The organism is Streptomyces sp. YIM 130001, from assembly GCF_003574445.1.
In the GTDB taxonomy this organism is placed as follows: Bacteria; Actinomycetota; Actinomycetes; order Streptomycetales; family Streptomycetaceae; genus Streptomyces.
Genome location: NZ_KZ984548.1, coordinates 286,357 through 312,999, shown reverse-complemented (window position 1 = coordinate 312,999; position 26,643 = coordinate 286,357). Strand labels below are relative to the sequence as shown.

Sequence of the window (26,643 nt, the reverse complement as noted above, 5' to 3'; positions counted from 1 at the left end):
CTCTTCCCTTACTTCGCGGCCGCGAGCTCGGCGGCCTTGTCGGCCGCGCCGTCCATGGTGTCCACGCGCTGCACCAGCGGGTGGTTGGCGTCGCTGAGGATCTTGCGACCCAGCTCCGCGTTGTTGCCGTCGAGGCGGACGACCAGCGGCTTGTTGACCTCTTCGCCCTTGGACTTGAGGAGCTCCAGGGCCTGCACGATGCCGTTGGCGACCTCGTCGCAGGCGGTGATGCCACCGAAGACGTTGACGAAGACGGACTTGACGTCCGAGTCGCCGAGGATGATCTCCAGGCCGTTCGCCATGACCTCGGCGGAGGCGCCGCCGCCGATGTCGAGGAAGTTGGCCGGCTTCACGTTGCTGTGCTTCTCACCGGCGTACGCGACGACGTCGAGGGTCGACATGACCAGACCTGCGCCGTTGCCGATGATGCCGACCTCGCCGTCGAGCTTGACGTAGTTGAGGTTCTTGGCCTTGGCGGCAGCCTCGAGCGGGTTGGCTGCGGCCTTGTCCTCGAGCGCCTCGTGCTCCGGCTGGCGGAAGTCGGCGTTCTCGTCGAGCGAGACCTTGCCGTCCAGGGCCAGGATGCGGCCGTCCTTGGTCTTCACCAGCGGGTTGACCTCGACGAGGAGCGCGTCCTCGGCGACGAAGGTGTCCCACAGGGTCACCATCGCCTCGGCGACGCCCTCGGCCACCTCGGCCGGGAACTTCGCCTGCGCGACGATCTCGCGCGCCTTCTCGATGGTGACGCCGGTGTTGGAGTCGACCGGGACCTTCGCGAGGGCCTCGGGAGTCTTCTCCGCGACCTCCTCGATGTCCATGCCGCCCTGCACCGAGGCCATCGCCAGGAAAGTGCGGTTGGTGCGGTCGAGGAGGTACGAGACGTAGTACTCCGCCTCGATCTCCGGGGACAGCTCGGCGATCATCACCTTGTGGACCGTGTGGCCCTTGATGTCCATGCCGAGGATGTCGGTCGCCCGGGCGACCGCCTCGTCGGGGGTGCCGGCCAGCTTGACGCCGCCGGCCTTGCCGCGGCCACCGACCTTCACCTGCGCCTTGACGACGGACTTGCCGCCAAGCCGTTCGGTCGCCTCGCGGGCTGCCTCAGGCGTGTCGATGACTTCACCGGCCAGCACCGGTACACCGTGCTTGGCGAAGAGGTCCCTCGCCTGGTACTCGAACAGGTCCACGCGCGTCCGTCCCTTTGCTTCTAAAGTCGCGGTTGGTATCTCGCGGTTCATTGTCTGCTTGGGCGTGCCGCGGAGGGCAACGTGACTGCGCTGTCACAAGGGAGGCGTGCACGGTGGCCGTGGACGCGGCATGTCCGTCTTGCAGGTTATCGCCGCGGGCCCGATGACCCTAAATCGCGGATCCCGCTACGGCGGTGATTACAGTCACAGAGCCGTGGCCAGGGAGCATTCGGGTGGGCTGGGTTGTGGGGCGATGCGGTGGTCGGCGGCCCGGCCTTCGAGCCGGCTGCCCGCCTCCGAGCCGGTGGGGCGGTCGAGCCGGTGGGGCGGTCGAGCCGCGGTGCGGAGGATGCGGGCGTGGGCCGGACGGTTCCCTGGTCGACCCCGAGTCCCCACCGGGGTGATCCGACACCTGGCCTCGTCCGGCCCACGCTTCCTGCCGGCAGGACCCCGCGGCCGGCCGTGGCTCGGCCGTACCGCGCGGACCCACCCACTCCCGGGCCGCCTACGCCTGGGCGCGGGCGGAGCGGAAGTGCGTCACGCGTCCGGACGGGCTGCCCGGGGCGTGCACGATCCGGTCGCCGGGCGCGCACTCAGGGAGTGAGCGGGCGCCCGGGCAGGAGCATCCGCGGGCGGATGCCCGCGGATGTCCCCGAGGTCGTCGAAGCCGCCTCGCGGCTCGACGTCCTGCTCAGAGCCCGGCGACGTACCCCGGGGTGACTGCTCCGGCGGTGTCCTGGACGCCGGAGACCGCGTTGCGCGCGAGCGGACCCGCGTCGCCGGCGACGGTGCCGCCGAGGTCCTGGGCGAACGGCGCGGCCTCCGCGGCGACGTGCCGCGCCAGCGGCTGCACGTCGCCCGTCACACCACCGGCGAGCGAGGTCGCCTGTGCGCCGACGCCTTCGGCGAGCGGCTTCACCTCGGCGACGACGCCCTGGACGTACGGCTGCACCTCACCGACGACGCCACCGGCGAACGGCTGCACCTCACCGACCACACCGCCGGCCAGCGGCTGCACCTCACCGACGACACCGCCGACGAACGGCTGGACGTCACCGGTGACGCCCTGCACCAGGCCGCCCGCGTCGCCCACGGCCTGGCCTGCGACCGGCAGCACGGAGTCGACGGCGGTCGCGGCGACCGGCGGCAGTACGGCGCCCGTGGTCTCGTCCACGACCGGGTCCACGGCCGTGACGGCGCCCTGGACCTGGCCGGGAGCGTCGCCGACGGCGCCCTGGACGCGGTCCGTGGCCTGCCCGGCGACACCTTCGGCGCCGGACGCGACCTGGCCGGGGGCCTGGTCGACGAGGTCCGGGGCGAAGGCGGACAGCGGGCCGAAGAGGTAGTCGATGCCCTCCGCGGCGTCGGTGACGCCGGCGGCGTCCGACGCGTCGGGCAGGCCGACGGCCGGGGCCTCGTACGCGGGGAGTTCGCCCTCCACGTACTGGCGGGCCTGGTCCGCGGCGCCGTTCACGCCGGCGCGGGCGTCCTTCGCGGCGTTTCCGGCGGACTGGTTGTCGTCGAGGGCGGCACGGGCGTCCTTCGCGGCGGAACGCGCGTCGGTGGTGGCCGACCGCGCGTCCTTCGCGGCCGAACGGGCGTCGGTGGTGGCGGATTCGGCCTTGGCCCTGGCCTCGGTGGCGGCGTCGCCGACCCGATCGGTCGCCTGCTCGGTGCGGTCCTGGACGCCGTTCGCGGCGTCCTCGACGGCGTCGGAGGCCTGGTCGGGGGCGCTGAGCGGCACGGACACGGGCAGTTCGTCGGCGGAGGCCGCGGCGGTACCGAGGGCCATCATGCCGGTGGCGCCGGCGGCTATGACGATGGAACGACGGATGTTCTTGCGCATGATCGCTTCAGATCCTTCGAATTCGAAAGGGGGGTCGGGAGGCGGCCGTCCGGCCGTGCTCTCCCTGGCGGGCAGACCTGTCCCGCCCCCGCGCGGCAGGTCGTCAGGCGGGGGAAGTGCCTGCCCTAGCCGGGGAATTCGAGGATGTCGCGGTGCCTGTCGCGGACCGCGTCCGAGGACGCGTCCGCACCCGAGCCCGGTACGAGACCGAACGCGGCGCCGCCCGCGAACGCGACGCCGTGCGCGTCACCGCCCCGCTGGCCACCGCTGTCGGCGACGCACTGCCCGGCGGTGCCGCCGGGCCGGGGCGCGGGAGACGGGCTCTGCCCGTCGCCTGCCGTGTACGCCCGTGCCGCGGGGTCCGTACCGGCGGGGCCTTCGACCGGTGCGAACACCGCGCCGGAAGCGGCGGATCCGGCCTCGGCGGCCTCAACTGCGGTGCGTACGCCGGTGGTCGTGGCGGCGGGTGCTGCGGTGGCGTCGGCGCGCTGCCCGGCCTCGACCTGCGGGTCCGCCGGTCCCGGAAGGCCGGGGACGGCCCCGCCCGGGACGGGAAGAGCGTCCGCCGCTCCAGCCGCGTCCACCACTGCCGAGGCGAGGGTGCCCACGGGCGCGGTGACGGGGCGGGTCAGACGGTCGACGGCGCCCTCGACCACGCCACCGGTCGCCCGGAGGCTCTCGGTGGCAGTACGAACGACGGCCCGGACGACTCCATCGACCGGCCGCTCACCCGGCGCGACGTCCCGCGCCACGAGCAGGGACGCCAGTCCTCCGGAGACCCTCTCGGTGGCCGAACCGGCCACCTGGCGAACGGCGTTGCCCTCGGGCGCGTGGCCGAGAACCCCTGGCACCGCGCCGGCGGCACCGTGCGCCACGGCCTCCACGGGAACGCCGGTTCGCGAACCGCCCGAGTGCCGGACGCCGTTGCCTTCGGTCACTGGCTCAAAGGCTCCGACGGACTCCGCACCCACGGACCGGGCGTCGGCGGTGACGTCAGCCGGGGGCTCGGGAGCGTTCGCCGTCGAGCCGGTCAAGTGCCGTGCGCCGTCGGCCGCGTGGACCCCTGGGGTGTCGCTGCTGCTCCCGAGCGTCGTACTGACGGCGGCACTCGACGGGGTCGCGGAGCCACCGGCTCGTTCGCCGTGGGGCGACCGGTCCAGGTCGGGCCGCCCGAGGCCGGGGAGGTCTCGGGTCGAGGAGACGGCGGTGGCTGCCGAGGGCACGGCCCGACGGGGCGTTGCGGGGGCCGAGGAGTGAGTGGCGCGGACGGACTGTGTCGTCCTGCCGGGCGCCGTGGCCGGGGCGGACGACTCGGGCGGACCGGCTGCCGTGGTCGGGGCAGGCGCCGTGTCGGCGTGGGGAGTTGTCTTCGCCGGTGCCTCGACGCCGGGTTCGGTCGGGGCCTCGAGGCCGGTCGTGGAGGAGGCGTGCCCGATGACGGGTTGCGGGTCGGACGCACGGGACTTGTGCGTCGCTCGTGCACCGTCCGCGCGGGCCGTGTGGGGCGCGGTGCTGTGGGACGCGGTGGTGCTGGGGCCGGTCGCGCTCGCGTCGACATCGGCGTCGACATCGACATCGACATCGACATCGGATCGTTCCGGCCGGGAGGTCGCCGGAGTCGAGGCGTCGGTGGGCGCGGGTTCCCGGACCGGGGCCGCACGCAGTCCCTCCCCGCCGACGCCGGCGTCGGGCCCGCCGCGCGCTCCCGCATCGATCGCGCCCGCTTGGGCAGCGGCTCGTTTCAGGCCTGAAGTGGCCGCAGCCGGCGCATCGGTCGGCGCCGGCTCCGAGGCACCGGCTTCCGGATCGCCGGCGGCCGGTGCGACGTCGGGCCTCAACACCTCCCGCACCGGAGCGTCATCCGACCGTGCGGGCGATACGGCAGCGGGGCGTGACTCGTCGGCGCTCGCCCCGTCCGCGTGGGCAAGTGCGAGGAGTCCGAGGGCGAACAGCCCGCCGACCACGACGCCGAGCCGCAGCAGCCGCCTCGCCACGGCCGGCCCGGCGACAGCCGCCTCGCGACCGAGCGCACGCCGCATCCCCGCCGGGCGCACTGCGCGCCGGGCGGCAACGGGAGGCGTCGCTGCAGCGGTCAAGTTCGGTGGCCCTCCGAAGCGGTGGCTCGGTGGTGGGGCGGCCCGGTGGCGCGGGGCGCACCCGTGTCACGGCCGACGCTCGCGCCCATACGGAAGCCAACGCTCCGACCGGGGACCCGCCGATCCTCGCACGCGACTCCTGGCACGGCGCAAGCCCTGCGTTACCGATGAGTCGCCATGTCCGGTATGAGCACCGCCCCCTGGCCGCTCCGCGGAGCCCGTCCGGCTCCGCGGCTCAGCCGGCCGCCGGTATCGGAAGCGGCCTCTTCTCGATCGCCGCCGCCATCACCTCGGGGAACAGGTCGGGCGTGCAGGCGAACGCCGGTGCGCCGAGCTCCGCGAGGGCCGCCGCATGCTCCCGGTCGTAGGCCGGAGCGCCCTCGTCGGACAGCGCGAGCAGGGTCACGAACTGCACCTCGGACGCCTTCATCGCGGCCACTCGGCGCAGCATCTCGTGGCGTATGCCGCCTTCGTAGAGGTCGGAGACGAGGACCACGACGGTCTCGGCGGGGCGGGTGATCTGCGACTGGCAGTACGCGAGGGCCCGGTTGATGTCCGTGCCGCCGCCCAGCTGCGTGCCGAACAGGACGTCCACCGGATCGTCGAGCTGGTCGGTGAGGTCGACGACGGACGTGTCGAAGACCACGAGCCGCGTCCGGATCGACCGCATCGAGGAGAGCACGGCGCCGAACACCGAGGCGTACACCACCGATGCCGCCATCGACCCCGACTGGTCGATGCAGAGCACGACTTCCTTCTTGACCGACTGGGCGGCCCGGCCGTGTCCGATCAGCCGCTCGGGCACGATCGTCTTGTGGTCGGGGAGGTAGTGCTTGAGGTTGGCCGCGATCGTGCGGTTCCAGTCGATGTCGTGGTGGCGCGGCCTGTTGATCCTGGCGCTGCGGTCGAGTGCGCCGGTCAGCGTGGCCCGGGTGCGGGTGGCGAGCCGGCGCTCGAGGTCCTCGACCACCTTGCGCACCACGGCGCGTGCCGTCTCCTTGGTGGTCTCGGGCATCGCCTTGTTGAGCGAGAGCAGGGTGCCTACGAGATGCACGTCGGCCTCGACCGCCTCCAGCATCTCCGGCTCCAGGAGCAGCGTCGACAGGCCGAGCCGGTCGATCGCGTCGCGCTGCATGACCTGGACGACGGAGGACGGGAAGTACGTCCTGATGTCGCCGAGCCAGCGGGCCACGGACGGCGCCGAGGCGCCGAGCCCCGCCGCACGGTTCTTGCCCGTCCTGTGCTCCTTGCCCCCGCGCCCGTACAGCGAGGCGAGCGCTCCGTCCATCGCGGCGTCCCTGCCGGACAGTTCGCATCCCGTGCCGTCCGCGCTGTCCCCGCCGAGCACCAGCCGCCAGCGGCGCAGCCGCTCGCCGGTGTCCGCCTCGCCGGCCGGGCCCCGCGCGCTCACCGCGTCGGCACTCATACGGCGGCCTCCTGTCGTTCCTCGATGGCGGTGTTATCGGTGAGGTCGGTATCGATCCCGGCGTCGGTGCCCGTCCCCGTGCCGCCGGCCGTGGCGAGAGCAGCGTTCGTGCCCGGGGCACCCGGCTCGAGGCCCAACAGCAGCCGCAATACGGGCAGTACGGCGTCCGACCGCCCCGGGTCGGGGTCGGCGGCGAAGCCGGGCAGCCCGCCCCCGCCCGTGATCGGCGCCGGCGCACCGGACGGACCGCGGCGCACCAGCTCACCGAGCGTGCGGCGCACCCCGGGCTCGTACTCGGAGAACGTCCGCCTCAGCAGGGGCAGTACGTCGGTGAACGCGTCGGCGGGCACCCCGGTGAGCCAGTCGTCGACCAGGCCGAGCAGGCGTTCGTCGTGGACGAGCAGCATGCCGCCGCCGGTGCCGCCGCCGACGAAACCCTCGATCCAGGCGGCCGCATCGCCCGGCGGGGTGCCGCGCGAGAGCGCGAGGCCCATCAGGCGGGCCGTCTCGTCCTCGGCCAGCTCGCCCTCGTCGAGCAGCATCCGCACCGCGCGCCCGCGGATCGCACCCGGAACGGTGTCACGCGTACTGAGCACGCGTAGGACCTTGCGCCAACGCCTTTGTATGCCCGCGCCGTTGGCAGCATGTCCGGTGGTGTCGGCAGCATGTCCGGTGATGGAGGGTTCCTGGCCCAGAAGCGAGACCGCGCCGTGCACCGCGTCGACGTGGGTGCGCATCTCGGCCGCCCCGTCCGCGTCGAGCGCCACGCAGGCGGGTGGCAGGCCGACGAACACCCGCTCGGCGAGACCGGCCGCGACCTCGGCGAGGGCGCTCGTGTCGGTGCCCCGGACGTCGCCGTAGCGCAGCGACCGGACCAGGGCGGGCAGCGCCTGGGCGAGGTGGCCGACGTCCGCGTCGAGCGCGGCACGGTCGGCCAGTACCCGCATCACGACCGGGAGGGCATCGGACAGGCCGGCGAGCAGGCAGTGCTCCGCCAGGGCGGTGACGTCGGCGAGCGCCTGCGCGCCGACCGCGTCCGTCCGGGCCTTCGCGGTCGCCGCGCCCTCCACCGTGGTGCCCCAGACGCCGGCCTCGGCGACCCGTACCGACAGCTCGGGCTCCCAGCGCAGCCGCCAGCTCTCCCGGAAGGTGCCGGTGCTGCCGCGGGCGGCGCGCGACGGCTCGCCCCAGCCGACGCCGAGCAGCCGCAGGCGGTGCAGCAGCAGGCCCCGGGCCGTGTCGGTCTCCTTGCGCAGGTCGAGCTCCAACTCCCGCTCCAGCGCCTCCGGTTTGAGCCGGAGCTTGCGCTGCAACCGGGTCAGGTCCCGCTGCAGGGGAACGGCCGGAGCGGATTCCGGGACCTCGCCGAGTACGTCCCCCACGACCAGCCGGTCCCGCACCAGGGCGAGCGGTACGTCGGAGCCTTCGCACATCACCGCTCGGACCGCGTCGGTCGTCTCGGTCAGGCCCGCGAGCGGGCGGCCGCGCATGACGGCGAGGGTCTCGGCGAGCCGGACCGCCTCGATCACATGGGCCGAGGAAACGGGCCGGTCCTCGTCCCGCAGCAGGCCCGCGACCTTGGTCATCCACCGCTCGAGAGGCCGGTCCCGGGCCGCGAACAGATGGGCGTACCAGCCGGGCGACTCGATTCCCGCGCCGTAACCGCCGGCGCGGGCGAGCCGGCGGTGGGTCCAGGGCACCCAGGTCATCTCGGTCCTGGCCTTGGGCAGGCCCTTGAGGAGCGCACGGTCGGCGGTCACCGTGGTGCGGGTGCGCAGGGCGGGCACGTGCCAGGCGCCGCAGACCACGGCGACGCCGTCCCCGAACTCCTTGCGGGCGGCCCTGATCCGCAGGCGCATGCAGGCCTCGCGGACCTGGTCCCGCTCATGGCCGCCGTCCCCGTACGCCTCGCGCAGGGCGCTCATCGCCTCGTCGAGCGCGGCGAACGGGGCGAGCGGGTCACCGGCGCCCGTACGGTGCTCGACCATGTCCTCCCACCAGCGCTCCGGGTCGTCGTATCCGGCGGCCTCGGCGAGTACGGCGAGCGGGTCGACCCGGAGGCCGTCGGTCTCGGGCTCCGACTCGGGTCCTGGTTCGGACGGGGACGGAGGTCGAGGCAGGGACGGGGGCCGAGGCAGGGACTGCGGACCGTCCGCGGACTCCGGTACGGGCTCCCCCTCCCCCACCGCCGGTGCCCGCAGGGCGAGTGTGTGCGCCGCGGGAAGGTCGATGAAACGGGCCGGTACGCCGTGCTCGTGCGCCCAGCGCAACGCCACCCACTCCGGCGAGAACTCGGCGAACGGCCAGAACACCGAGCGCCCCGGCTCGTCCACCACATGCGCGAGCAGGGCGACCGGCGGAGTCATGCCCGCGTCGGCCGCCAGCGGCACCAGCGCGTCCGCCTCCGGCGGGCCCTCGATCAGGACCACCGCGGGCGTCCGGGCGTCGAGCGCGGCCCGCACCGCCTTGGCCGACCCCGGGCCGTGATGCCGCACCCCGAGCAGCCAAGGTCCCGCCGCCCCGGCCTCGGCGCCCCGTCCGGCGCCGTCGGGCGGGGTCCCCGTAGCTCCCCCTTCTCCCGTGCCGATCACGCGCTCACCTCTCGGCAGGCACGGTAGAAGTCCTTCCACCCGTGCCGCTCGCGGACGACGGCCTCCAGGTACTCCTGCCAGATCACCCGGTCCGCGGCCGGGTCGCGGACGACCGCGCCGAGGATGCCTGCGGCCACATCGCCGGGGCGCAGGACGCCGTCACCGAAGTGCGCCGAGAGAGCGAGGCCGTTGGTCACCACGGAGATCGCCTCCGCCGTCGACAGCGTGCCGCTCGGCGACTTGACCTTCGTACGTCCGTCGCTCGTCACGCCGTCGCGCAGCTCGCGGAAGACCGTCACGACCCGGCGGATCTCGTCCATGCCGTCGGGCGCGGTGGGCAGTTCGAGCGAGCGGCCGAGCTGGTCGACGCGGCGCGAGACGATGTCCACCTCCGCCTCGACGCTCTCCGGCAGCGGCAGTACCACCGTGTTGAAGCGGCGGCGCAGGGCGCTCGACAGGTCGTTGACCCCGCGGTCCCGGTCGTTGGCCGTCGCGATGAGGTTGAAGCCGCGCACCGCCTGGACCTCCTGGCCCAACTCGGGTATCGGCAGCGTCTTCTCGGACAGGATCGTGATCAACGTGTCCTGCACATCGGCCGGGATGCGGGTGAGCTCCTCGACCCGCGCCGTCATGCCCTCGGCCATCGCGCGCATCACCGGGGAGGGGACGAGGGCGTCCCTGCTCGGGCCGTTGGCCAGGAGCTGCGCGTAGTTCCAGCCGTAGCGGATGGCCTCCTCCGGGGTGCCGGCGGTGCCCTGCACGAGCAGGGTCGAGTCGCCGCTCACCGCCGCGGCGAGATGCTCGGACACCCAGGTCTTGGCCGTGCCCGGCACACCGAGCAGGAGCAGCGCGCGATCGGTGGCGAGGGTCGTCACGGCGACCTCGACGAGCCGGCGCGGCCCCACGTACTTCGGCGTGATCAGGGTGCCGTCGGGGAGCGTGCCGCCGAGCAGATACGTCGCCACGGCCCACGGCGACAGCTTCCAGCGGGCCGGGCGCGGCCGGTCGTCCGCGGCGGCGAGCGCCGTCAGTTCGGCCGCGAAGGCGTCCTCGGCGTGCGGCCTGATGGATTCGGCCGGTTCGCTCGCCGGGGCGGCTGCGGCGCCGTCGGCGGCGGTGTCCGTGGTCACGCTCATCGATCCCCCTCCAGGTGGTCGGGGGCCTCGCCCCGACCCGTTCTCCGGGCTGTGTGAACAACCGTGCACCACGCCACTGACAATCAGCCGTCTCCGCAGGTCGGACACCAATTCGGGCCACACGGCGACAGGTTGGAAGATGCACGTCCGCTTCCACCTCCGGGGACCGGCGGTACGTCGTGATGCCGCGCCCCGTCCGCTCGGCACCGGTAGAAGCGTCAGTGAGTGACCGGGGCAGGCGCGCGAAGATCACCGCAGCAGGTCTCACTGTCAGTGGTGGGTTCTACCGTCGAAGACATGACTCAGCAGGGGGTGCGCTGGACGACGGATCAGGTGCTTGCACTGGCTCCTGACGCCGCGTCACGCAAGGCGGGAAGCAAGCTCGGTGCGGCCGGACCGTGGTCCGGCCTGGGGAGTACGTCCGAGGGGGCGGTGTGGGGGCTGTGCAAGGGAAGCGGCAGAAAGCCGTACCAGACCGTGGTGGACACGACAGGGCCTGCGTACAAGTGCAGTTGCCCGAGCCGGAAGTTCCCGTGCAAGCACGCGCTCGGGCTGCTGCTGCTCTGGGCGGAGGGTGCCGGCACGGTGCCCGGCGCACAGCCCGCGGACTGGGCTCAGGAGTGGCTGGCCGGGCGCCGCGAGCGCGCGGCCGCCGCCGCGTCGGACGGCACGAGCGGTGGCACGGCGGCGAGTGATCCCGAGGCGGCCCGGAAGCGGGCGGAGCGGCGGGCCGAGCGCGTCACGTCGGGCGTGACGGAGCTGGAGCAGCGCCTGACCGACCTGCTGCGCAGCGGTCTCGCGAGCGCCGAGCAGGCGGGGTACGGGTTCTGGGAGGAGACGGCCCGGCGGATGGTCGACGCCCAAGCGCCCGGACTCGCCTCGCGGGTACAGAACTTGGGCGCACTGCCCGGCTCCGGCCCCGGCTGGCCCGTGCGGCTCCTCGAGGAATGCGCGCTGCTCCACCTCCTCGACCAGGCATGGCTGCGCCGCGAGCAGTTGCCCGACGGCCTGGCGGCGGCGGTCCGCGCGCGCATCGGACTGCCCGGTTCCGCGGACGGCCCGCCGGTCCGTGACGACTGGCTGGTGCTCTCCCAGTACGACACGTCGGAGGCGAAGCTGACCACGCGCCGGATATGGGCGTACGGCACGGCCTGCGGGCAGACCGCACTGCTGCTCTCCTTCGGAGCGGCGGGACGCGCCCCCGAGCTCGCGCTGCCCGTCGGCGCCGCGGTCGACGCGGAGCTGTCGTCCTACGCGGCCGGACCGCGCGCCGCTCTCGGGCAGCGCTTCGCCCCTCCGGCACCGACCTCCGCGCGGCCCGTGGGTGTCGGTCCCGAGGAGGCGGCCGCCGCGTACGGGACGGCGCTGCGGGACGATCCGTGGCTCGACTCGGTGCCGGTCACGCTGGGGGACGTGACGCCGACCCGCACGGACACCGGGTGGCAACTGGCCGACGGACAAGGGGAGTCGGCGATCGTGCTGACGGACACGGCGGCCGCGCAGCCCGGGCTGTGGAAGCTGCTCGCGCTGTCCGGCGGTGCGCCCGTCATGGTGTTCGGCGAGGCGGGCCATCGCGGTTTCACCCCGCTGACCGCGTGGCCGCAGGGGGCGGGGGACGCCGTGGCTCTGGCCTGAGCGCCCCGGGGCGGCCCGTGCGGGGTCGCGCCCCGCCGCCGTTCCCGCCCGCGACCGTACCGGGCGAACCGCCCGAGACCGCCCCGGCCTCGACACCGACGCACCGACCGCGCGCCCGGGCCGCGTCTCCACCGAAGGGACCTCCGTGACCAGTACCTACGCCGGCACCGGCGCCGCGACCGGCACCGCCTCCGACCCCACTGAAGACTCCGACACCACCGGCGACCCCGGCACCAGCGGCAACACGAACGCCGGCCGGCCCGGTTCGACCGCCGGCGCCGCCCCGCCGGTCGAATCCGCCGCCTGGGAGGACGTCGTCACCACCGCGCTGCTCGGCACCGCCCGGCGCCCCGGCCCCGCGGCCCCGGGCAAGGACGCGGCCGCCGCCCTGCTCGACGCCGCCGCCGTCGGGACGGTCCGCCGGCGGGCGGGGATACGGCCCGCGCCCGCCGCACCGCTGCTCGAGCCCGCGGCGCCGGACCCCCGCCCCGCTCTGCCCGCAGCCGCACGGCGCCGGCTCGCGACGCTCCTCGCCGACCGCCCGGGCGCGGGCGGCTCGGGCCGCCGCGGCACCGCCCCCGACCTCACCGAACTCCTCCCCCAGTGGCTCTCCGCGGTCAACGAGCGGAGCTTCGCCGCCCCGCCCGAGCTGCTGCCCGCACTTCTCGACACCGCCAGGGGCCGCACCGATCTGCGCCCGCCCGCCCTGCAGTTCGCCGGCCCCCGCGCCCTGTGGCTGGCCAGACTCAACCCGGACTGGAAGTACGCCCTGCGCGCCGGCTCCAGCGGCACCAACCTGCCCGCACCGCAGGACGCGGACCAGGTCCGACTCCTGTGGCAGGAAGGCCTGTTCGCCGAGCGTGTGGCACTCCTCGCAGCCGTACGGGCGCACGACGCCCCGGCCGCACGCGCCCTGCTCACCGAGACCTGGAGCACCGAACGGGCCGAGGACCGCCTGATGTTCCTGGACTCGCTGCGCACCGGTCTCGCCCCCGAGGACGAGCCGTTCCTGGAGCAGGCGCTCTCCGACCGCAGCCGCAACGTCCGTGCGACAGCGGCGGAGTTGCTCTCCGCGCTGCCCGGTTCGGCGCTTGCCGCCCGGATGGCCGGCCGCGCCACCACCTGCGTCGCCCTGGACGAGACCCGCACCGGCATCGTCGTGGAGGCCCCGCACGAGTGCGACGCGGCGATGGAGCGGGACGGCGTCACGCCGACACCCCCGGCCGGCCGCGGCAAGCGCTCCTGGTGGCTGAGTCAGCTGGTGGAGGCCGTTCCGCTGAGCGCCTGGCAGGCGCGGTTCGGCGGCCGGGCGCCGACGGCGATCGTCGCGCTGCCGGTCGCCGACGACTGGCGGGGCGAACTGCACGCCGCCTGGTGCCGTGCGGCCGTGCTCCAGCGCGACATCGAGTGGTCACGGGCCCTGCTCGGCCCGGCCGCCTCGCCCGACTCCGGCGGCCCCGGGGCCGTCTCGCTGGCCGAGCGCACCAAGCTGCTCGCGGCGCTGCCGGCGGACGAGCGTGCCGAGTGGGTCGCCGGATTCATCGCGGCGCACGGCCTGTCGGAGGCGTTCCAACTCCTCGGCGGATGCGCGGTCCCCTGGTCCGAGCCGCTCGGCAGCGCGGTCGTGGACGCCCTCGACATCGCGCGGGACGCGGGCAGTTATCCGTGGAGCTTCAGTGGTGTGATGGGCCTCGCCGAGCGCTGCCTCGACCCGGCCGAGGCCGACCGCCTGGAGTCGCTCACGACGACCCCGGACGAACCGGAGGACGGTTCCCCCGGTGCCGTCGGCTACTGGTCGGAGGCGTTCCAGCGCCTGGTGGGCACCTTGCGGCTGCGCGCGACGATACGCACGGAGCTCGCGGCGGACGGCCAGTGAACGGCCGACAGGGTCTGCCGAACTCGTAAGTCCGGCAAGGTCTTCCGGACTCCTACGCCACGGGGCCCGCCGCCCACCGGTGTTCGGCGACGGCCGTCCGTCTCAGCCCTGAGCCTCGGCCGGGTGCCTGACGTTCGTCCGTACCCAGTCGACGATCGAGGCGGTCGTGGCGCCGGGGGTGAAGATCTCGGCTACGCCCTGTTCCTTGAGCGGGGCGATGTCGCCCTCGGGGATGATGCCGCCGCCGAAGACCTTGATGTCCGCCGCGTCACGCTCCTTGAGGAGTTCGATCACCTTGGCGAAGAGGGTGTTGTGGGCCCCGGAGAGGATGGACAGCCCGATCGCGTCGGCGTCCTCCTGGATCGCGGTGCCCACGATCTGCTCGGGCGTCTGGTGCAGACCGGTGTAGATGACCTCCATACCGGCGTCGCGCAGCGCCCTCGCGATCACCTTGGCTCCCCGGTCGTGACCGTCGAGCCCCGGCTTCGCCACCACCACGCGGATCGGACCGGCTGCCACACCCATCACTGCCTCCATGTACCGAGTACTCCCAGCATTCCTCACCGAGGAGCCCCGGGAGAAGTGAACGAACGTTATCGCCAGCATCCCGCAAGCGGCCGTTTCGCGCTGCAGAGGGAGGGGGAAATCACACGTGGGACAAGTTCGCCAAGCGCTGCTCCGGCCCGGGCCGCACTCCGGCCGCCGCCGGGACCGCGCTGCAGGGGAGCCGCGACGAGATCACGGCGTCACCGTGCCGTGAGCCGCACGGCACGGTGACGCGAGGCGTCGGCATTCCGGCCGGTGTCGGCCCGACCGTCACCGACCGCATGTCCGTACGCCGATCCACCGGCGCCCCATGAGGGCATACGGGGGCAGGCACCGCCCCCGGCATGCCGCCGGGAGGTCGGCCATGAAGGTCCTGCCCCATCTGACCCCACTCCTCGAGACCTGGCTGCTCCGCGTGGACCGGATGCGGCCGGCTGCACACCTCCCTCTGTCGACGGCCCTGTACAAGGCGACCGCCCTGGAGCTCGCGGTACTCGCCGGGCACCTCCTCCTCTACCCGTCCGGCCTCGCGCAGGAGCGCCGCACACAGCCCTCCGGCACGACGTCCGCTACGGCCGACGGCGCCCAGGACGCGACGACCCTCCCGCTGCAACCACCGCGTCCGGTCGTCCTGCTGCACGGATTCATCGACAACCGCTCGGTCTTCGTCCTGTTGCGCCGTGCCCTCACCAAGGACCGCGGCCGGCATGTCGAGTCCCTCAACTACTCCGTACTCACCTGCGACATCCGCGCCGCGGCCGAGCTGCTCGACCGGCGCGTGGAGGAGATCTGCCTGCGTACCGGGCAGCATCAGGTGGACATCGTGGGCCACAGCCTCGGCGGGTTGATCGCGCGTTATTACGTGCAGCGTCTCGGTGGGGACACCCGGGTGCGGACCCTGGTCACCCTGGGCACGCCGCACGGCGGTACGGCCGCCGCGCCGCTGATGACGGCGCACCCGATCGTGCGTCAGATGCGGCCCGACTCCGACGTCGTCGCCGAGCTGGAGCGGCCGGCACCGGGCTGCCGCACACGGTTCGTCGCCTTCTGGAGCGATCTGGACCAAGTGATGTCGCCGGTGGAGACGGCCCGCGTGGACCATCCCGATCTCCTCGCGCACAACGTCCGGGTGAGCGGAATCGGGCATCTCGCGCTGCCGGTGCATCCGGCGGTGGCCGCCGACATCCGGCAGGCCCTCGACGCCGGCGCGGCGACGACCTCGACGGACTCCGTCTCGGTCGCGTAGAGGCGCGTAGCGGCGCGCAAAGACACAGCGGGACCGGGGCCGATGACGGACCGGGACCAGTGACGCAAAAGCCTCGACCCGGCGCTCGTTCTGCGCGCGGCTCGTACCCGGCCACTGAGACACAGTCAGTCGAACGATGGTCGAACACAAAGCCAAGGCTCGGTTCAGGAGCCGCCGAAAGGCGGCCGATTGCCCGTTTCCTGAAACCGTGAAACCTGCCGAAGATTGTCGCCGTCGCATACCGCCGGGTACAGTCGCCGGACTGCTCTGCCCCCTGCCGTCGAGGCGAAAGAGAAGTTGGTGAACGACCAGCACGGCTTTGCCGCCGGTTACGACGGTGCCGCCACCGGCGCCTTCGACGCCACTTCTTTTGACGCCGACCCGCTCTTCGGCGCCATGCCCGGCACCGACACCGCGAGCCACAGCGGCCAGTGGGACAACTCGGCGTGGTCCACGGGCTCGTACGACACCTACGGCACCGGCAGCCACGACGTGCTCGGCACCGGATCGCACACGACGGCCGGCTACGAGAACTACGACGGGTACGCGACGCAGTACGCCGCGACGACCGCCTACGACACATCGGCGTACGGCACCGGTTCGTACGACACGACCGCCATGTGGGCGACGACGGGCCAGCAGCCGCTGACCGACATCCCGAACCAGCCGGGCCCGGTGCCCGGCGACCAGTGGGACGGCACCGGCCAGTGGAGCGCGCCGGACCTGTTGACCGGCGCACCGCAAGGCTTCGACCAGACGCAGGCGTTCGAGGCTCCCCTGGCCTTCGGCCACCCGCAGCCGGCCACCGGGTACGAGACCGGCGCCTACGACGCCACCGCGTGGAACACCGTGGACACCGGCGGGCAGCCATCGGCCGCCCCGGTTCCGCCCTACGACGAGTACGCGACCCCGTCCGTCGAGCACCCCCTCGATCCGGCCTCCCCCGGCGGCCAGTTCGACGCGGGCGTCCCGTACGACGACGGACTCGCGCACGACACCGCCGGCTACGCCCACGAGAGCTACTCCGCCGACGACTACACCGGGCGGGACCACGCGAGCGACACCTTCGTTGGCAGTGAACCCGAGGCGCACGAGCTCGACAGCTACGAGATCGACGGCCAGGACGGTTACGCCGCCCGCGACGACCACGAGGACCACGACGCAGCGCCCGCCGTGCACTTCACGCCCGGTGCCGCCCGCGGCGGTCGCGGACGCTCCCGCCGTCGCGCTCCGGCCAGGCGTTCCGCGCTGCTGACCGTCGCCGTTCCCTCCGTGTGCGCGCTCGGTGTCGCCGGGATCGCCGCGGCCTCCGTCAGTGGCGGACTCGGCGGGACCGCCGAGAAGGACGACACCCAGACGCAGGCCGCGCCCGACCCGGACAGCGTCAAGCCCTCGGCGGCCAACAACCAGCTGGACACCCAGTTGGCCAATCTCTCCGCGGACGCCGACGACTTCGCCGACCGGGCAAGCCGCACCCAGGAGCGCATCGACCTCAAGGAACGCCAGGCCGCCGAGAAGAAGCGGAAGGCCGAGGAGGCCGCCCGCAAGGAGGCGGCCCGCCCGAAGTTCGCGCTCCCCACCAAGCAGCAGGGACTCAGCGCGTACTACGGACAGGCCGGCGTGAACTGGATGTCCGCGCATTCGGGCATCGACTTCCCGGTCTCGTACGGGACCGAGGTGCTGGCCGCCACCGACGGCACCGTGCGCACCCAGTGGAACCCGGCCTACGGGAACATGGCCATCGTGACCGCCGAGGACGGCACCGAGACCTGGTACTGCCACCTGTCGAGCACGAAGATCCGCAGCGGTTCGGTCAAGGCCGGCGACGCCATCGCGTACTCCGGGAACTCCGGGAACTCCACCGGCCCGCATCTGCACTTCGAGGTCCGCCCGGGCGGGGGATCCGCGATCGACCCGCTGGCGTGGCTCCGCGAACACGGACTCGACCCCACGTAAGCTCCGCCGGCCCGCTCGGCCGCAGCTGCGTCCCCCCCGATCGGATGCACCCTCACATCTCCCTGAGGGCACCGGAAAACACAAGGTCAGAGGCGTAATCCACACGTATGCGCAGTTACCCGCAGAAGCGGACAAATTGCGCGACGTGGTCATTCCTCGGACGGTTGCCGAGAGCACAACCCCGCAACCGCGAAAAGGAACTTGATTCATGCGCACTTCCCGGAAAGCCGGCCTTCTCGTCTCGACCGCCGTCTGCGGCGCCCTCGCACTCGGTGCGGCCGGCCCGGCCTTCGCAGCAACCTCCGACTCCACCGTCCCGTCCGACTCCACGTCCGTGGCCGCACCGGTGCCCGGCGCCGACGCGCTCGCCAAGCAGTCGGCACTGCTCTCGGACGCCGGCGGAGTCCTGACTCCCGTCACCGACCTCATCGACGCCGTACTCGAGGCGGACGACGGCAAGCTCCCCGAGGCCGACGCCACCAAGCACGCGGACGCGGTCAAGGCCGCACTCGCCAAGGTCACCGAGGCGGCGCCCGCGACGCCGGCGAGTGGTTCGCTCAACGGGCCGGTCGCCGCCGACCCGGGCACCGAGCTCAAGGCGAAGGCCGCGGCGGCGCTGCAGGCCAAGGTCGACGCACTGGTCAAGGCCTCGGTCGCGGGTGACGTCAAGGTGACCGCCGCGGCGGTCCAGGCCACGATCACCGCGACCGTGAACGTCCTCGTCAGCATCGTGCTCGGCGGCGGACTCCCGGCGGCGGACCTGCCGGGCCTGCCGACGCTGCCCACCATCCCCGGGGTGGCCGAGGTACCGACACTGCCCACGCTGTAGTCGAGACGTAGGAGGGCCGGTCCGACCCCGCGGGGTCGGACCGGCCCTCCTACGCGCGTACTCCTACAGCTTCTCCACCGGGGCGTAGCGCAGGAGGAGGACCTTGGGCTTGGGGTCGCCGAAGTCGATGCTCGCGCGGGCCTTGTCGCCGGAACCCTCCACCGCGACGACCGTGCCGAGGCCGAACTGGTCGTGCGTCACCCGGTCTCCGGCCGACAGCGACACCACCGGCTTGTCGCCGGCGCGGCGGGTGGCGAAACCGGAGGGACCGGAGCGCGAACGGGACGACGACAGCGACGCGGTGATCCCCGCTGTCGGACCGGCCGACGGCGCGGAGCCGATGGACCCGGTGCGCTTCCAGTCGAGGTGCTGGTCCGGGATCTCCTCCAGGAACCGCGACGGCGGATTGTACGAGGGCTGACCCCAGGCGCTGCGCATCGACGCCCGTGTCAGGTAGAGCCGCTGGCGGGCGCGGGTGATCCCGACGTAGGCGAGGCGGCGCTCCTCCTCGAGCTCCTTGACCTGGCCGAGGGCACGCATGTGCGGGAACACGCCGTCCTCCATGCCGGTCAGGAAGACCACCGGGAACTCCAGGCCCTTCGCGGTGTGCAGGGTCATGAGGGTGATGACGCCGGTGCCGTCGTCCTCCTCGTCCGGGATCTGGTCGGAGTCCGCGACCAGGGCTACGCGCTCCAGGAAACCGGCCAGACCGTCACCCGGGGTGGCGGGGTCTTCGGGTGCGGGCTCCCCCTCCGGAGCGGCCTCGGGTGCCGAGGCGGTCTCCGCGGCCGGGGCGTCCGGACCGGCCGAGCCGTCAGGGTCACCAGCGGCGCCGGAACCGGAGCCGTCCGCCCCGGCGGACTCTGCGGACTCGGCCTGCTTCTCGCGCTCGCCCTCGAACTCGAGGGCCACCGCGGCCAGTTCCTGCAGGTTCTCGATGCGGGTCTCGTCCTGCGGGTCCGTGGACGACTGCAGCTCGGCGAGGTAGCCCGTGCGCTCCAGGACCGCCTCGAGGACCGTGGCCGGGCCGGCCCCGGACTCCACGACGGTGTGCAGCTCGTCCATCAGGGCGTTGAACCGCCGCACCGCGTTCGCCGAGCGGGCCGCCATTCCGTACGCCTCGTCGACCCGGCGCAGCGCCTGCGCGAAGCTGATCCGCTCGCGCTGCGCGAGGGCGTCGATCATCGCCTCGGCCCGGTCGCCGATGCCGCGCTTCGGTACGTTCAGAATCCGGCGCAGCGGTACGGAGTCCTCCGGGTTGGCCAGGACCCGGAGGTACGCCAGGACGTCCCTGACCTCCTTGCGCTCGTAGAAGCGCACACCGCCGACGACCTTGTAGGGCAGGCCGACACGGATGAAGATCTCTTCGAACACACGGGACTGGGCGTTCGTCCGGTAGAAGACGGCCATGTCGCCGGCCTTGGCCTCGCCCGCGTCGGTGAGCCGGTCGATCTCCTCGGCGATGAACTGCGCCTCGTCGTGCTCGGTGTCGGCGACGTACCCCGTGATGCGGGGGCCCGCGCCCGCGTTCGTCCAGAGGTTCTTGGGGCGGCGGCTCTCGTTCCGCTCGATGACCGCGTTGGCCGCGGTGAGGATCGTCTGCGTCGAGCGGTAGTTCTGCTCGAGGAGGATCGTCGTCGCGTCCGGGTAGTCCTCCTCGAACTGGAGGATGTTGCGGATGGTGGCGCCGCGGAAGGCGTAGATCGACTGGTCCGCGTCACCCACCACGCAGAGCTCGCCCGGCTCCGGGTCGTCGTCCCCGCCGGGCGGGCCGACCAGCTCACGGACCAGGGCGTACTGGGCGTGGTTGGTGTCCTGGTACTCGTCGACCATGACGTGGCGGAAGCGGCGGCGGTAGTGCTCGGCCACGTCCGGGAACGCCTGGAGCAGGTGGACCGTGGTCATGATCAGGTCGTCGAAGTCCAGGGCGTTCGCCTCGCGGAGGCGGGACTGGTACATCGAGTAGGCCTCGGCGACGGTCTTCTCGAAACCTCCCCCGGACTCCGTCTGGGAGGTACCCCCGGCAACTTGACCCGCGAAGTCTTCCGCGTCGATCAGCTCGTTCTTCAGGTTCGAGACCTTGGCGCTGAAGGACTTGGGCGGGAAACGCTTCGGATCGAGGTCCAGATCGCGGCAGACCAGGGCCATCAGACGCTTGGAGTCCGCGGCGTCGTAGATCGAGAAGGACGAGGTGAAGCCGAGTCGCTTCGACTCGCGGCGCAGGATGCGGACGCAGGCGCTGTGGAACGTCATCACCCACATCGCGCTCGCCCGCGGGCCCACCAGCTCGGCGACGCGCTCCTTCATCTCGCCCGCGGCCTTGTTGGTGAACGTGATCGCCAGGATCTGGCCCGGGTGGACGTGCCGCTCGGCCAGCAGATGCGCGATCCGGTGGGTCAGGACGCGGGTCTTGCCGGAGCCGGCGCCGGCGACGATGAGCAGCGGGGAGCCGGCGTGGACGACGGCCTTGCGCTGGTTGTCGTTCAGCCCGTCCAGCAGTGCCGCCGGGTCCGCCGCGGGGCGCGGGGCGCCGTCGCGGTAGTACGCGTCCCGCTCTGCGGGCGCGTCGAAACGGCCGCCGAAGAGATCGTCCGGAACACGTCCCGGAACGTGCTCCTCAGGGGGCGGCGGCGGGCCCTGGGCCGAGGCCTTGAGGTCCGCCAGGGAACTGTCGTCAAAGAGGCTGCTCATCGCCTCCCGAGTCTAGGCGCCCGGACTGACAGTGCGGTCCGGGTCCCGGAAAGGGCCCCTCGGTTCCGCAGATGTGCGGGGGATGCGGTTTCCGACAACGACGGCCGCAGTTCCCTCACTTCTCGTACTTCTCTGTGCACGATCCTTCACAGAGCGCGAAAGTCACGAAAACGTATCGGGCATATCGAACACCAACCTTCACAAGGGCAACGGGAGTTGGCTACCGTGCTCCGCGGGCTGCCCGTACCCCCACCGGCGACTGGCGTCGGGACGCGCGGCCTACGCCGAGTCCGGCGCGCCCCACCAGGCACACCCGGAGCCGGGGACCCAATGACCTTGGGGTGAATCGGACCGTACAGCCCCGTGCGGACCGTAGGGCAGCCCTTCCGAACCACCCGCCCGAACCCGACAGCTAACCCGGTAGGCGGTCAACGGAAGGAGCGCCTCCCTTGGCGTCGCACCGCAAGCTGCGGAATCGGACGAATCGGCTGCGCACTTCGCAGGCCGTCGGCATCACCACTGCCGCCCTCACCTCGGTGGCCCTGCTGTCGCAGAGCGCGAACGCCGCTCCGGCGGAGCCCAAGCCGTCCCTCGAGGAAGTACAGAAGAAGGTCGACGAGCTGTACCGCCAGGCCGGCGCCGCCACGCAGAAGTACAACGCGGGCAAGGAGCGCACCGAGCAGCAGCGCAAGCACGTCGACGGACTCCTCGACGAGGTCGCGCAGCGCACGGACAAGCTCAACGACGCCCGGCGCGCGCTCGGTTCGCTGGCCGCCGCGCAGTACCGCGACGGCGGTACGTCTGCGACCGCAAACTTGCTGCTCGCCGACGACCCTCAGCAGATGTTCGACCAGCGGCAGTTGATGAGCCGGCTGACCGACCGGCAGCAGAAGGCCGTGAGCGACTTCAAGGATCTGCAGACCTCTGCGGCCAAGAAGCGCAACCAGGCCACCAAGAGCCTCGAGTCGCTCACCACCTCACAGACCGAGCTCAAGCGCAGCAAGCAGACCGTGCAGAAGAAGCTCGGCGAGGCGCGCAGGCTGCTCTCCGAACTCACCGCCGAGGAGAAGGCCCGGCTCGCCGCGATCGAGCGGAAGAAGAAGGCCGAGGCCAAGCGCAAGGCCGAGGAACTGGCCAAGAAGCAGGCCGAGGCCGAGCGCAAGCGCCAGGCGGAGGAGGCCGCCAAGGAGAAGGAGCGGGAGCAGGGCTCCGGCAGCGACTCCGGCTCCGGCAGCGACTCGGGGTCCGGCAGCGACTCCGGCTCCTACGCGGCCAAGGCCGAGAAGGTCATCTCCTTCGCACGCGCCCAGATAGGCAAGCCGTACGTCTGGGGTGCGGCCGGTCCGGATTCCTACGACTGCTCGGGGCTGACGCAGGACGCCTGGAAGACCGCCGGAATCTCACTGCCGCGCACCACCTGGGACCAGGTCGAGGTCGGCACCACCGTCTCGGTCGACAACGCCAAGCCCGGCGACCTCGTCTTCTTCTACGACGACATCAGCCACGTGGGCATCTACATCGGCGACGGCCAGATGATCCACGCTCCGAAGCCGGGCGCCAATGTCCGCACGGAGTCGATCTACTACATGCCGATCCACAGCGTCGTCCGTCCCGCCTGAGCGCGGCCCGACACGACGGTGCCCCGGTCCGAAGGCGGACCGGGGCACCGTCGTGTCGGGGGCCGTGCTCAGGTCCAGAGCACCGCGACGAAGACGTTGACGACGGTCAGCGCACCGACGATGCCGAACAGCGGCTTCTCCACCTTCTCGTCGTCCCGCTTCACGTAGACGAGCGCGAGGATCACGATCAGGAGGGCGAGCTTGATGCCGATCTTGAGGTTGTTCACGCTCTGGTCGTCGGCCTGGTTGAGACCGACGAGCGCGACGCCGGTGACCAGCATGGTGAGCGCACCGTGCAGCATGGCCGGCGAGAACCGGGCCGTGCCGTCACCCATCGCCTTCATCTGGGTCAGGAACCCGCCGAGCAGCGAGGCGATACCGATGATGTGCAGACCCACGAACACATTGATGAGGACGTCCATGGCTCCGGAGCCTAGCCGGGGGCATATCACTCACCGGCGGTCAGGGTCACCACGTTCCTCGCATCGGTCGTACAGCCCCCTACGAGTGTCCGCGCCCCGCACGTACCGGGCAGATACGGTCACCACTCCGCCTGCATACGCCAGTTGCGCACATTCCGTCACCGCGCCGTGACACAGAGGCCTACCGTCCTTGCCCAGGTGCCCGGCTACCCACCTGGCACGGCACAGCAAGGATGTGGAGGCCCTCGTGGCTGCGCACCGAAAACCCCGCACACCCCGAACACGCTCGCTCACCGGCCACACGGCCCGCACCGCACTCACCCTGGCGCTCGCCGGAGCCGCCTCGGCGACCGCCCTCGACGGCACCGGCCACGCGGATCCCCCGCCCACCCCGGCACAGGTGAAGGCGAAGGTCGACAAGCTGTACCGCGCGGCCGAGGCCGCCACCGAGAAGTACAACGGCAGCAAGGAGAAGGCGGACGCGGCCAAGGCCGCGGTGCGGCGGCTGCAGGACGAGGCGGCCCGCAGGACCGAGACGCTCAACTCGGCCCGCACCTCACTCGGTTCGGCTGCCACCGCGCAGTACCGGACCGGCGGCATCGACCCCTCGCTGCAACTGGCGCTGTCCTCGGAGCCCGACCAGTACCTGGACCAGGTGATGCGCGCGGACCGGGCAGGTGACCGGCAGGCCGCGACCATCACCGGTGTCCGTCACCGGCTGCGCGAGCTGGACCGGCTGCGCGAGCAAGCAGGCGCCAAACAGCGGGAGTTGAGCGGCCTCCAGGCCGACCTCAAGAAGCGCAAGAGCCAGATCACCTCGAAGCTCGACCGCGCGCGGAAACTCCTGGACAAGCTCACCGACGAGCAACGCGCCCGCATGGCCGGCGACTCCGGCCCCGACCGCGCCTCGCGCGACCTGCCACGGGGCGACCTGAAGGCACCCAACTCCCGGGCGGCGCGGGCCATTTCGTTCTCCCACGGCGCCCTCGGCAGCCCCTACGTCTGGGGCGCGACCGGACCGGACTCCTTCGACTGCTCCGGCCTCACCCAAGCCGCCTACCGCGCCGCGGGCGTCTCCCTGCCCCGCACCACCTACGCCCAGATCAACGCCGGCAAGCGCGTCTCCCGCTCCGAACTCGCCCCGGGCGACCTGGTGTTCTTCTACTCGTCGATCAGCCACGTCGGCATCTACATCGGCAACGGGCGCATGATCCACGCCCCGAACCCGAACGCCCCGGTGCGCATCGCGCCCATCGACGAGATGCCGTTCGCCGGTGCCGCCCGGGTGGTCTGAAAGACGCCGCCGGGAAGGTCAGACCAGGCGCCGGGCCGCCGCCCAGCGGGTCAGCTCGTGGCGGTTGGACAGCTGCAACTTCCGCAGTACGGCAGAGACATGGGACTCCACCGTCTTCACCGAGATGAACAGCTGCTTGCCCACCTCCTTGTACGCGTATCCGCGGGCGATCAGCCGCAGCACCTCACGCTCGCGCTGGGTCAGCCGGTCCAGGTCCTCGTCGACCGGCGGCGCATCCGTCGACGCGAACGCGTCGAGTACGAAGCCGGCCAGTCGGGGCGAGAACACCGCGTCCCCGTCCCGTACCCGGAAGATCGAGTTCACCAGGTCGGTGCCGGTGATCGTCTTGGTGACGTACCCGCGGGCGCCACCGCGGATCACACCGATCACGTCCTCCGCCGCATCCGACACGGACAGCGCGAGGAACCTGACCGGCCGTTCCACATCGGCCGCCAAGGAGGCGCAGCGGCGCAGCACTTCGACACCGCCGCCGCCGGGCAGGTGCACGTCCAGCAGGACGACCTCGGGCCGGGTCGCGGTGATCACACTGACCGCCTGATCGACGTCGGCGGCCTCGCCGACCACGTCCACGCCGGTCTTCTCGGTCTGCCCGATCTCGGCCTGCACTCCCGTGCGGAACATGCGGTGGTCGTCGACGAGGACGACCTGCACGCGGCGCGCGGGCTGCTCGGGGCCGTCCTCCGCCGCCTGTGCCATGTAAGCCGCGCCCACCGGCTGCTCCGGGGCCTCCGTCCGCCTCTCGGGCTCGGCCGGGTCCGGGGATTCGGTCCGCTCCGTCGCGTCGCTCATGGCGTCGCCGTCCTCTCCATCTCCAGCTCGACCTCGGTGCCACCGTCGGGCACCGCACGCAGTCGCGCCGTGCCACCGTTGCGCTGCATCCTGCCGATGATTGACTCCCGTACGCCCATGCGGTCGTCGGGCACCGCGTCCAGATCGAAACCGGGGCCCCGGTCGCGTACCGACACGAACACCGAGCTCTCCTCGACCTCGGCGAAAACCTGTACCGCACCGCCCTCGCCACCGTACTTGGCGGCATTGACCATCGCTTCCCGCGCTGCCTGCATCTGCGCCGAAAGCCTCTCGTCCAGTTCGCAGTCGCCGACCACGACCACCTCGAGCGGCACGCCGTGCTTGTCCTCGACCTCGGCGGCGTACTTGCGCACCGCGTCGGCGACGTTCCCCGGCTCCTCGTCCTCGTCCTTGCCGGTGCCCTCCGGCTTGTACAGCCAGGTGCGCAGGTCCCGCTCCTGGGCGCGGGCGAGGCGACGGACCTCGGAGGGACTCTCCGCGTTGCGCTGGATCAGGGTCAGGGTGTGCAGGACCGAGTCGTGGACGTGTGCGGCCACCTCGGCCCGCTCCTGGGCCCTGATGCGCAGCGTCCGCTCGTCGCCCAGGTCCTGCACCATCCGCACCACGTACGGGCCGGCCAGCAGGCCGATGCCCGCGACCACCGCGACCGCCGCCTGGAGAACGGAACCGAGGTGCTCGACGGAGCCCTGGGTGACGAAGATGCCCGTGACACCGGTGCCGACCAGTGCGACGCCGCCCGCGGCCCGGGCGATGTTCAGCGTGCGCCGTCGGCGGCCGACGGCCATCCAACGGGCCCGGCGGGCGTTGTCCGCCTGGCGCCAGACCAGCGCCACACCCGCCGCGACCAGCAGCGTCGGCCACAGATAGGCCCGGGACGGGCCTCCCATGTCCACACTGCCCACGAAGACCATGGACACGACGACCATCAGGAGCAGGGCGATGAACTGGCCCTTGTCGAGCCTGCCCACCACCAGCCTGCGCCGGCCGTCCGCCCCGGTCTCCGTCGTCACCGCCTGCGGGCGCTCGCCGCCGCTCGCGGCCGTACCGCCACCGACGCCGCCGACCCCGAGCGGCACGAAGAACCAGAACGCCCCGTACACGAGGGCCCCGAGGCCGTTCGCCATGAACAGACCGATGAAGACCAGTCGCACCCAGACGACCGGCAGGCCGAGATGCCCGGCGAGCCCCCGCGCCACTCCCCCCAGCCAGCGGCCTTCACCGCTGCGGTAGAGCTTGCGCAGCGGCTGCGTCTCTTCGGTGGGAGCGGCGGCGGCTGGCATGCCATTGATATTCACATGAGGAGCAGGGCCGTGGCATCAGGGTCGATCCCCCAGACGTCCCTGATCTCCGGGCCGCGAGCAGCCCGGCGGGCGGAGGGCGAGGGGCCACTCACCCGTCCCGCCCCTGAGAGGGACC

The 26,643-nt window shown here is 72.5% G+C and carries 18 protein-coding genes and 1 riboswitch; of the genes, 7 read left to right on the top strand and 11 right to left on the bottom strand.

What is annotated here, in order from left to right; genetic code table 11:
- Positions 1-8: 8 nt before the first annotated feature.
- The 6 genes from sucC to DSC45_RS01455 form a co-directional block, all read right to left on the bottom strand.
- Positions 9-1,187 carry an ADP-forming succinate--CoA ligase subunit beta gene (sucC, locus tag DSC45_RS01480; RefSeq protein ID WP_119286278.1) on the bottom strand — a complete coding sequence of 393 codons (1,179 nt, stop codon included), beginning with the start codon at positions 1,185-1,187 and terminating at the stop codon, positions 9-11.
- 691 nt (positions 1,188-1,878) lie between these two features.
- Entirely contained in the window at positions 1,879-3,033 is a 1,155-nt protein-coding gene (locus tag DSC45_RS01475; RefSeq protein ID WP_119286277.1) for a hypothetical protein, read from the bottom strand.
- A gap of 125 nt (positions 3,034-3,158) precedes the next feature.
- Complete coding sequence (locus DSC45_RS01470) at positions 3,159-5,129, bottom strand: hypothetical protein (RefSeq protein ID WP_162929081.1); 1,971 nt, start codon at positions 5,127-5,129, stop codon at positions 3,159-3,161.
- 235 nt (positions 5,130-5,364) lie between these two features.
- Positions 5,365-6,555: a vWA domain-containing protein gene (locus DSC45_RS01465; RefSeq protein WP_119286275.1), complete on the bottom strand. Its 1,191-nt coding sequence runs from the start codon at positions 6,553-6,555 to the stop codon at positions 5,365-5,367.
- Positions 6,552-9,050, bottom strand: a complete 2,499-nt coding sequence (locus DSC45_RS01460; RefSeq protein WP_119286274.1) for a DUF5682 family protein — start codon at positions 9,048-9,050, stop codon at positions 6,552-6,554. The genes DSC45_RS01465 and DSC45_RS01460 overlap by 4 nt, the downstream gene beginning before the upstream one ends.
- 92 nt (positions 9,051-9,142) lie before the next feature.
- The gene (locus DSC45_RS01455; protein ID WP_119286273.1) at positions 9,143-10,282 is read right to left on the bottom strand and encodes an ATP-binding protein; all 1,140 of its coding nucleotides are present in this window, start codon (positions 10,280-10,282) and stop codon (positions 9,143-9,145) included.
- Positions 10,283-10,579: 297 nt separating this feature from the next.
- On the opposite strand from DSC45_RS01455, the gene DSC45_RS01450 reads away from it, so the two are divergent.
- Positions 10,580-11,917: an SWIM zinc finger family protein gene (locus tag DSC45_RS01450; protein WP_119286272.1), complete on the top strand. Its 1,338-nt coding sequence runs from the start codon at positions 10,580-10,582 to the stop codon at positions 11,915-11,917.
- A gap of 328 nt (positions 11,918-12,245) precedes the next feature.
- Entirely contained in the window at positions 12,246-13,793 is a 1,548-nt protein-coding gene (locus DSC45_RS01445; RefSeq protein ID WP_119286790.1) for a DUF5691 domain-containing protein, read from the top strand.
- A gap of 102 nt (positions 13,794-13,895) precedes the next feature.
- On the opposite strand, the gene DSC45_RS01440 is transcribed toward DSC45_RS01445, so the two are convergent.
- The gene (locus DSC45_RS01440; protein ID WP_119286271.1) at positions 13,896-14,318 is read right to left on the bottom strand and encodes a coenzyme B12-dependent isobutyryl CoA mutase small subunit; all 423 of its coding nucleotides are present in this window, start codon (positions 14,316-14,318) and stop codon (positions 13,896-13,898) included.
- A gap of 445 nt (positions 14,319-14,763) precedes the next feature.
- On the opposite strand from DSC45_RS01440, the gene DSC45_RS01435 reads away from it, so the two are divergent.
- The 3 genes from DSC45_RS01435 to DSC45_RS01425 all read left to right on the top strand — a co-directional run bounded on the left by DSC45_RS01435 (position 14,764) and on the right by DSC45_RS01425 (position 18,370).
- The gene (locus DSC45_RS01435; RefSeq protein ID WP_240434366.1) at positions 14,764-15,585 is read left to right on the top strand and encodes an esterase/lipase family protein; all 822 of its coding nucleotides are present in this window, start codon (positions 14,764-14,766) and stop codon (positions 15,583-15,585) included.
- Between the two features lie 300 nt (positions 15,586-15,885).
- On the top strand, positions 15,886-17,541 hold the full coding sequence (locus tag DSC45_RS01430; protein WP_119286269.1) for a M23 family metallopeptidase: 1,656 nt from the start codon (positions 15,886-15,888) through the stop codon (positions 17,539-17,541).
- 208 nt (positions 17,542-17,749) lie between these two features.
- Positions 17,750-18,370, top strand: coding sequence for a hypothetical protein (locus DSC45_RS01425; RefSeq protein WP_119286268.1), 621 nt, complete (start codon positions 17,750-17,752; stop codon positions 18,368-18,370).
- Positions 18,371-18,433: 63 nt separating this feature from the next.
- Here DSC45_RS01425 and DSC45_RS01420 read toward each other — a convergent pair whose 3' ends face one another.
- Complete coding sequence (locus tag DSC45_RS01420) at positions 18,434-21,061, bottom strand: ATP-dependent DNA helicase (RefSeq protein WP_119286267.1); 2,628 nt, start codon at positions 21,059-21,061, stop codon at positions 18,434-18,436.
- A gap of 272 nt (positions 21,062-21,333) precedes the next feature.
- Positions 21,334-21,504, top strand: a riboswitch (cyclic di-AMP (ydaO/yuaA leader).
- 6 nt (positions 21,505-21,510) lie between these two features.
- Here DSC45_RS01420 and DSC45_RS01415 point away from each other — a divergent pair.
- Positions 21,511-22,680: a C40 family peptidase gene (locus DSC45_RS01415; RefSeq protein WP_119286266.1), complete on the top strand. Its 1,170-nt coding sequence runs from the start codon at positions 21,511-21,513 to the stop codon at positions 22,678-22,680.
- Between the two features lie 68 nt (positions 22,681-22,748).
- Here the strand turns inward: DSC45_RS01415 and DSC45_RS01410 are convergent, their stop codons facing one another.
- Positions 22,749-23,102, bottom strand: coding sequence for a hypothetical protein (locus tag DSC45_RS01410; protein ID WP_119286265.1), 354 nt, complete (start codon positions 23,100-23,102; stop codon positions 22,749-22,751).
- Between the two features lie 247 nt (positions 23,103-23,349).
- Here DSC45_RS01410 and DSC45_RS01405 point away from each other — a divergent pair, with 247 nt between their 5' ends.
- Positions 23,350-24,396, top strand: coding sequence for a C40 family peptidase (locus DSC45_RS01405; RefSeq protein ID WP_119286788.1), 1,047 nt, complete (start codon positions 23,350-23,352; stop codon positions 24,394-24,396).
- A gap of 18 nt (positions 24,397-24,414) precedes the next feature.
- Here the strand turns inward: DSC45_RS01405 and DSC45_RS01400 are convergent, their stop codons facing one another.
- Positions 24,415-25,113 carry a LuxR C-terminal-related transcriptional regulator gene (locus DSC45_RS01400; RefSeq protein WP_119286787.1) on the bottom strand — a complete coding sequence of 233 codons (699 nt, stop codon included), beginning with the start codon at positions 25,111-25,113 and terminating at the stop codon, positions 24,415-24,417.
- 89 nt (positions 25,114-25,202) lie between these two features.
- The gene (locus tag DSC45_RS01395) at positions 25,203-26,507 is read right to left on the bottom strand and encodes an ATP-binding protein (RefSeq protein ID WP_119286264.1); all 1,305 of its coding nucleotides are present in this window, start codon (positions 26,505-26,507) and stop codon (positions 25,203-25,205) included.
- Positions 26,508-26,643: the final 136 nt, after the last annotated feature.

Coding starts and splice junctions, on each gene's coding strand:
- DSC45_RS01395 (WP_119286264.1), bottom strand. CDS start 26,507: ATGCCAGCCGCCGCCGCTCCCACCGAAGAGACGCAGCCGCTGCGCAAG.
- DSC45_RS01475 (WP_119286277.1), bottom strand. CDS start 3,033: ATGCGCAAGAACATCCGTCGTTCCATCGTCATAGCCGCCGGCGCCACC.
- DSC45_RS01440 (WP_119286271.1), bottom strand. CDS start 14,318: ATGGGTGTGGCAGCCGGTCCGATCCGCGTGGTGGTGGCGAAGCCGGGG.
- DSC45_RS01450 (WP_119286272.1), top strand. CDS start 10,580: ATGACTCAGCAGGGGGTGCGCTGGACGACGGATCAGGTGCTTGCACTG.
- DSC45_RS01425 (WP_119286268.1), top strand. CDS start 17,750: ATGCGCACTTCCCGGAAAGCCGGCCTTCTCGTCTCGACCGCCGTCTGC.
- DSC45_RS01455 (WP_119286273.1), bottom strand. CDS start 10,282: ATGAGCGTGACCACGGACACCGCCGCCGACGGCGCCGCAGCCGCCCCG.
- DSC45_RS01410 (WP_119286265.1), bottom strand. CDS start 23,102: ATGGACGTCCTCATCAATGTGTTCGTGGGTCTGCACATCATCGGTATC.
- DSC45_RS01435 (WP_240434366.1), top strand. CDS start 14,764: ATGCGGCCGGCTGCACACCTCCCTCTGTCGACGGCCCTGTACAAGGCG.
- DSC45_RS01420 (WP_119286267.1), bottom strand. CDS start 21,061: ATGAGCAGCCTCTTTGACGACAGTTCCCTGGCGGACCTCAAGGCCTCG.
- DSC45_RS01465 (WP_119286275.1), bottom strand. CDS start 6,555: ATGAGTGCCGACGCGGTGAGCGCGCGGGGCCCGGCCGGCGAGGCGGAC.
- DSC45_RS01400 (WP_119286787.1), bottom strand. CDS start 25,113: ATGGCACAGGCGGCGGAGGACGGCCCCGAGCAGCCCGCGCGCCGCGTG.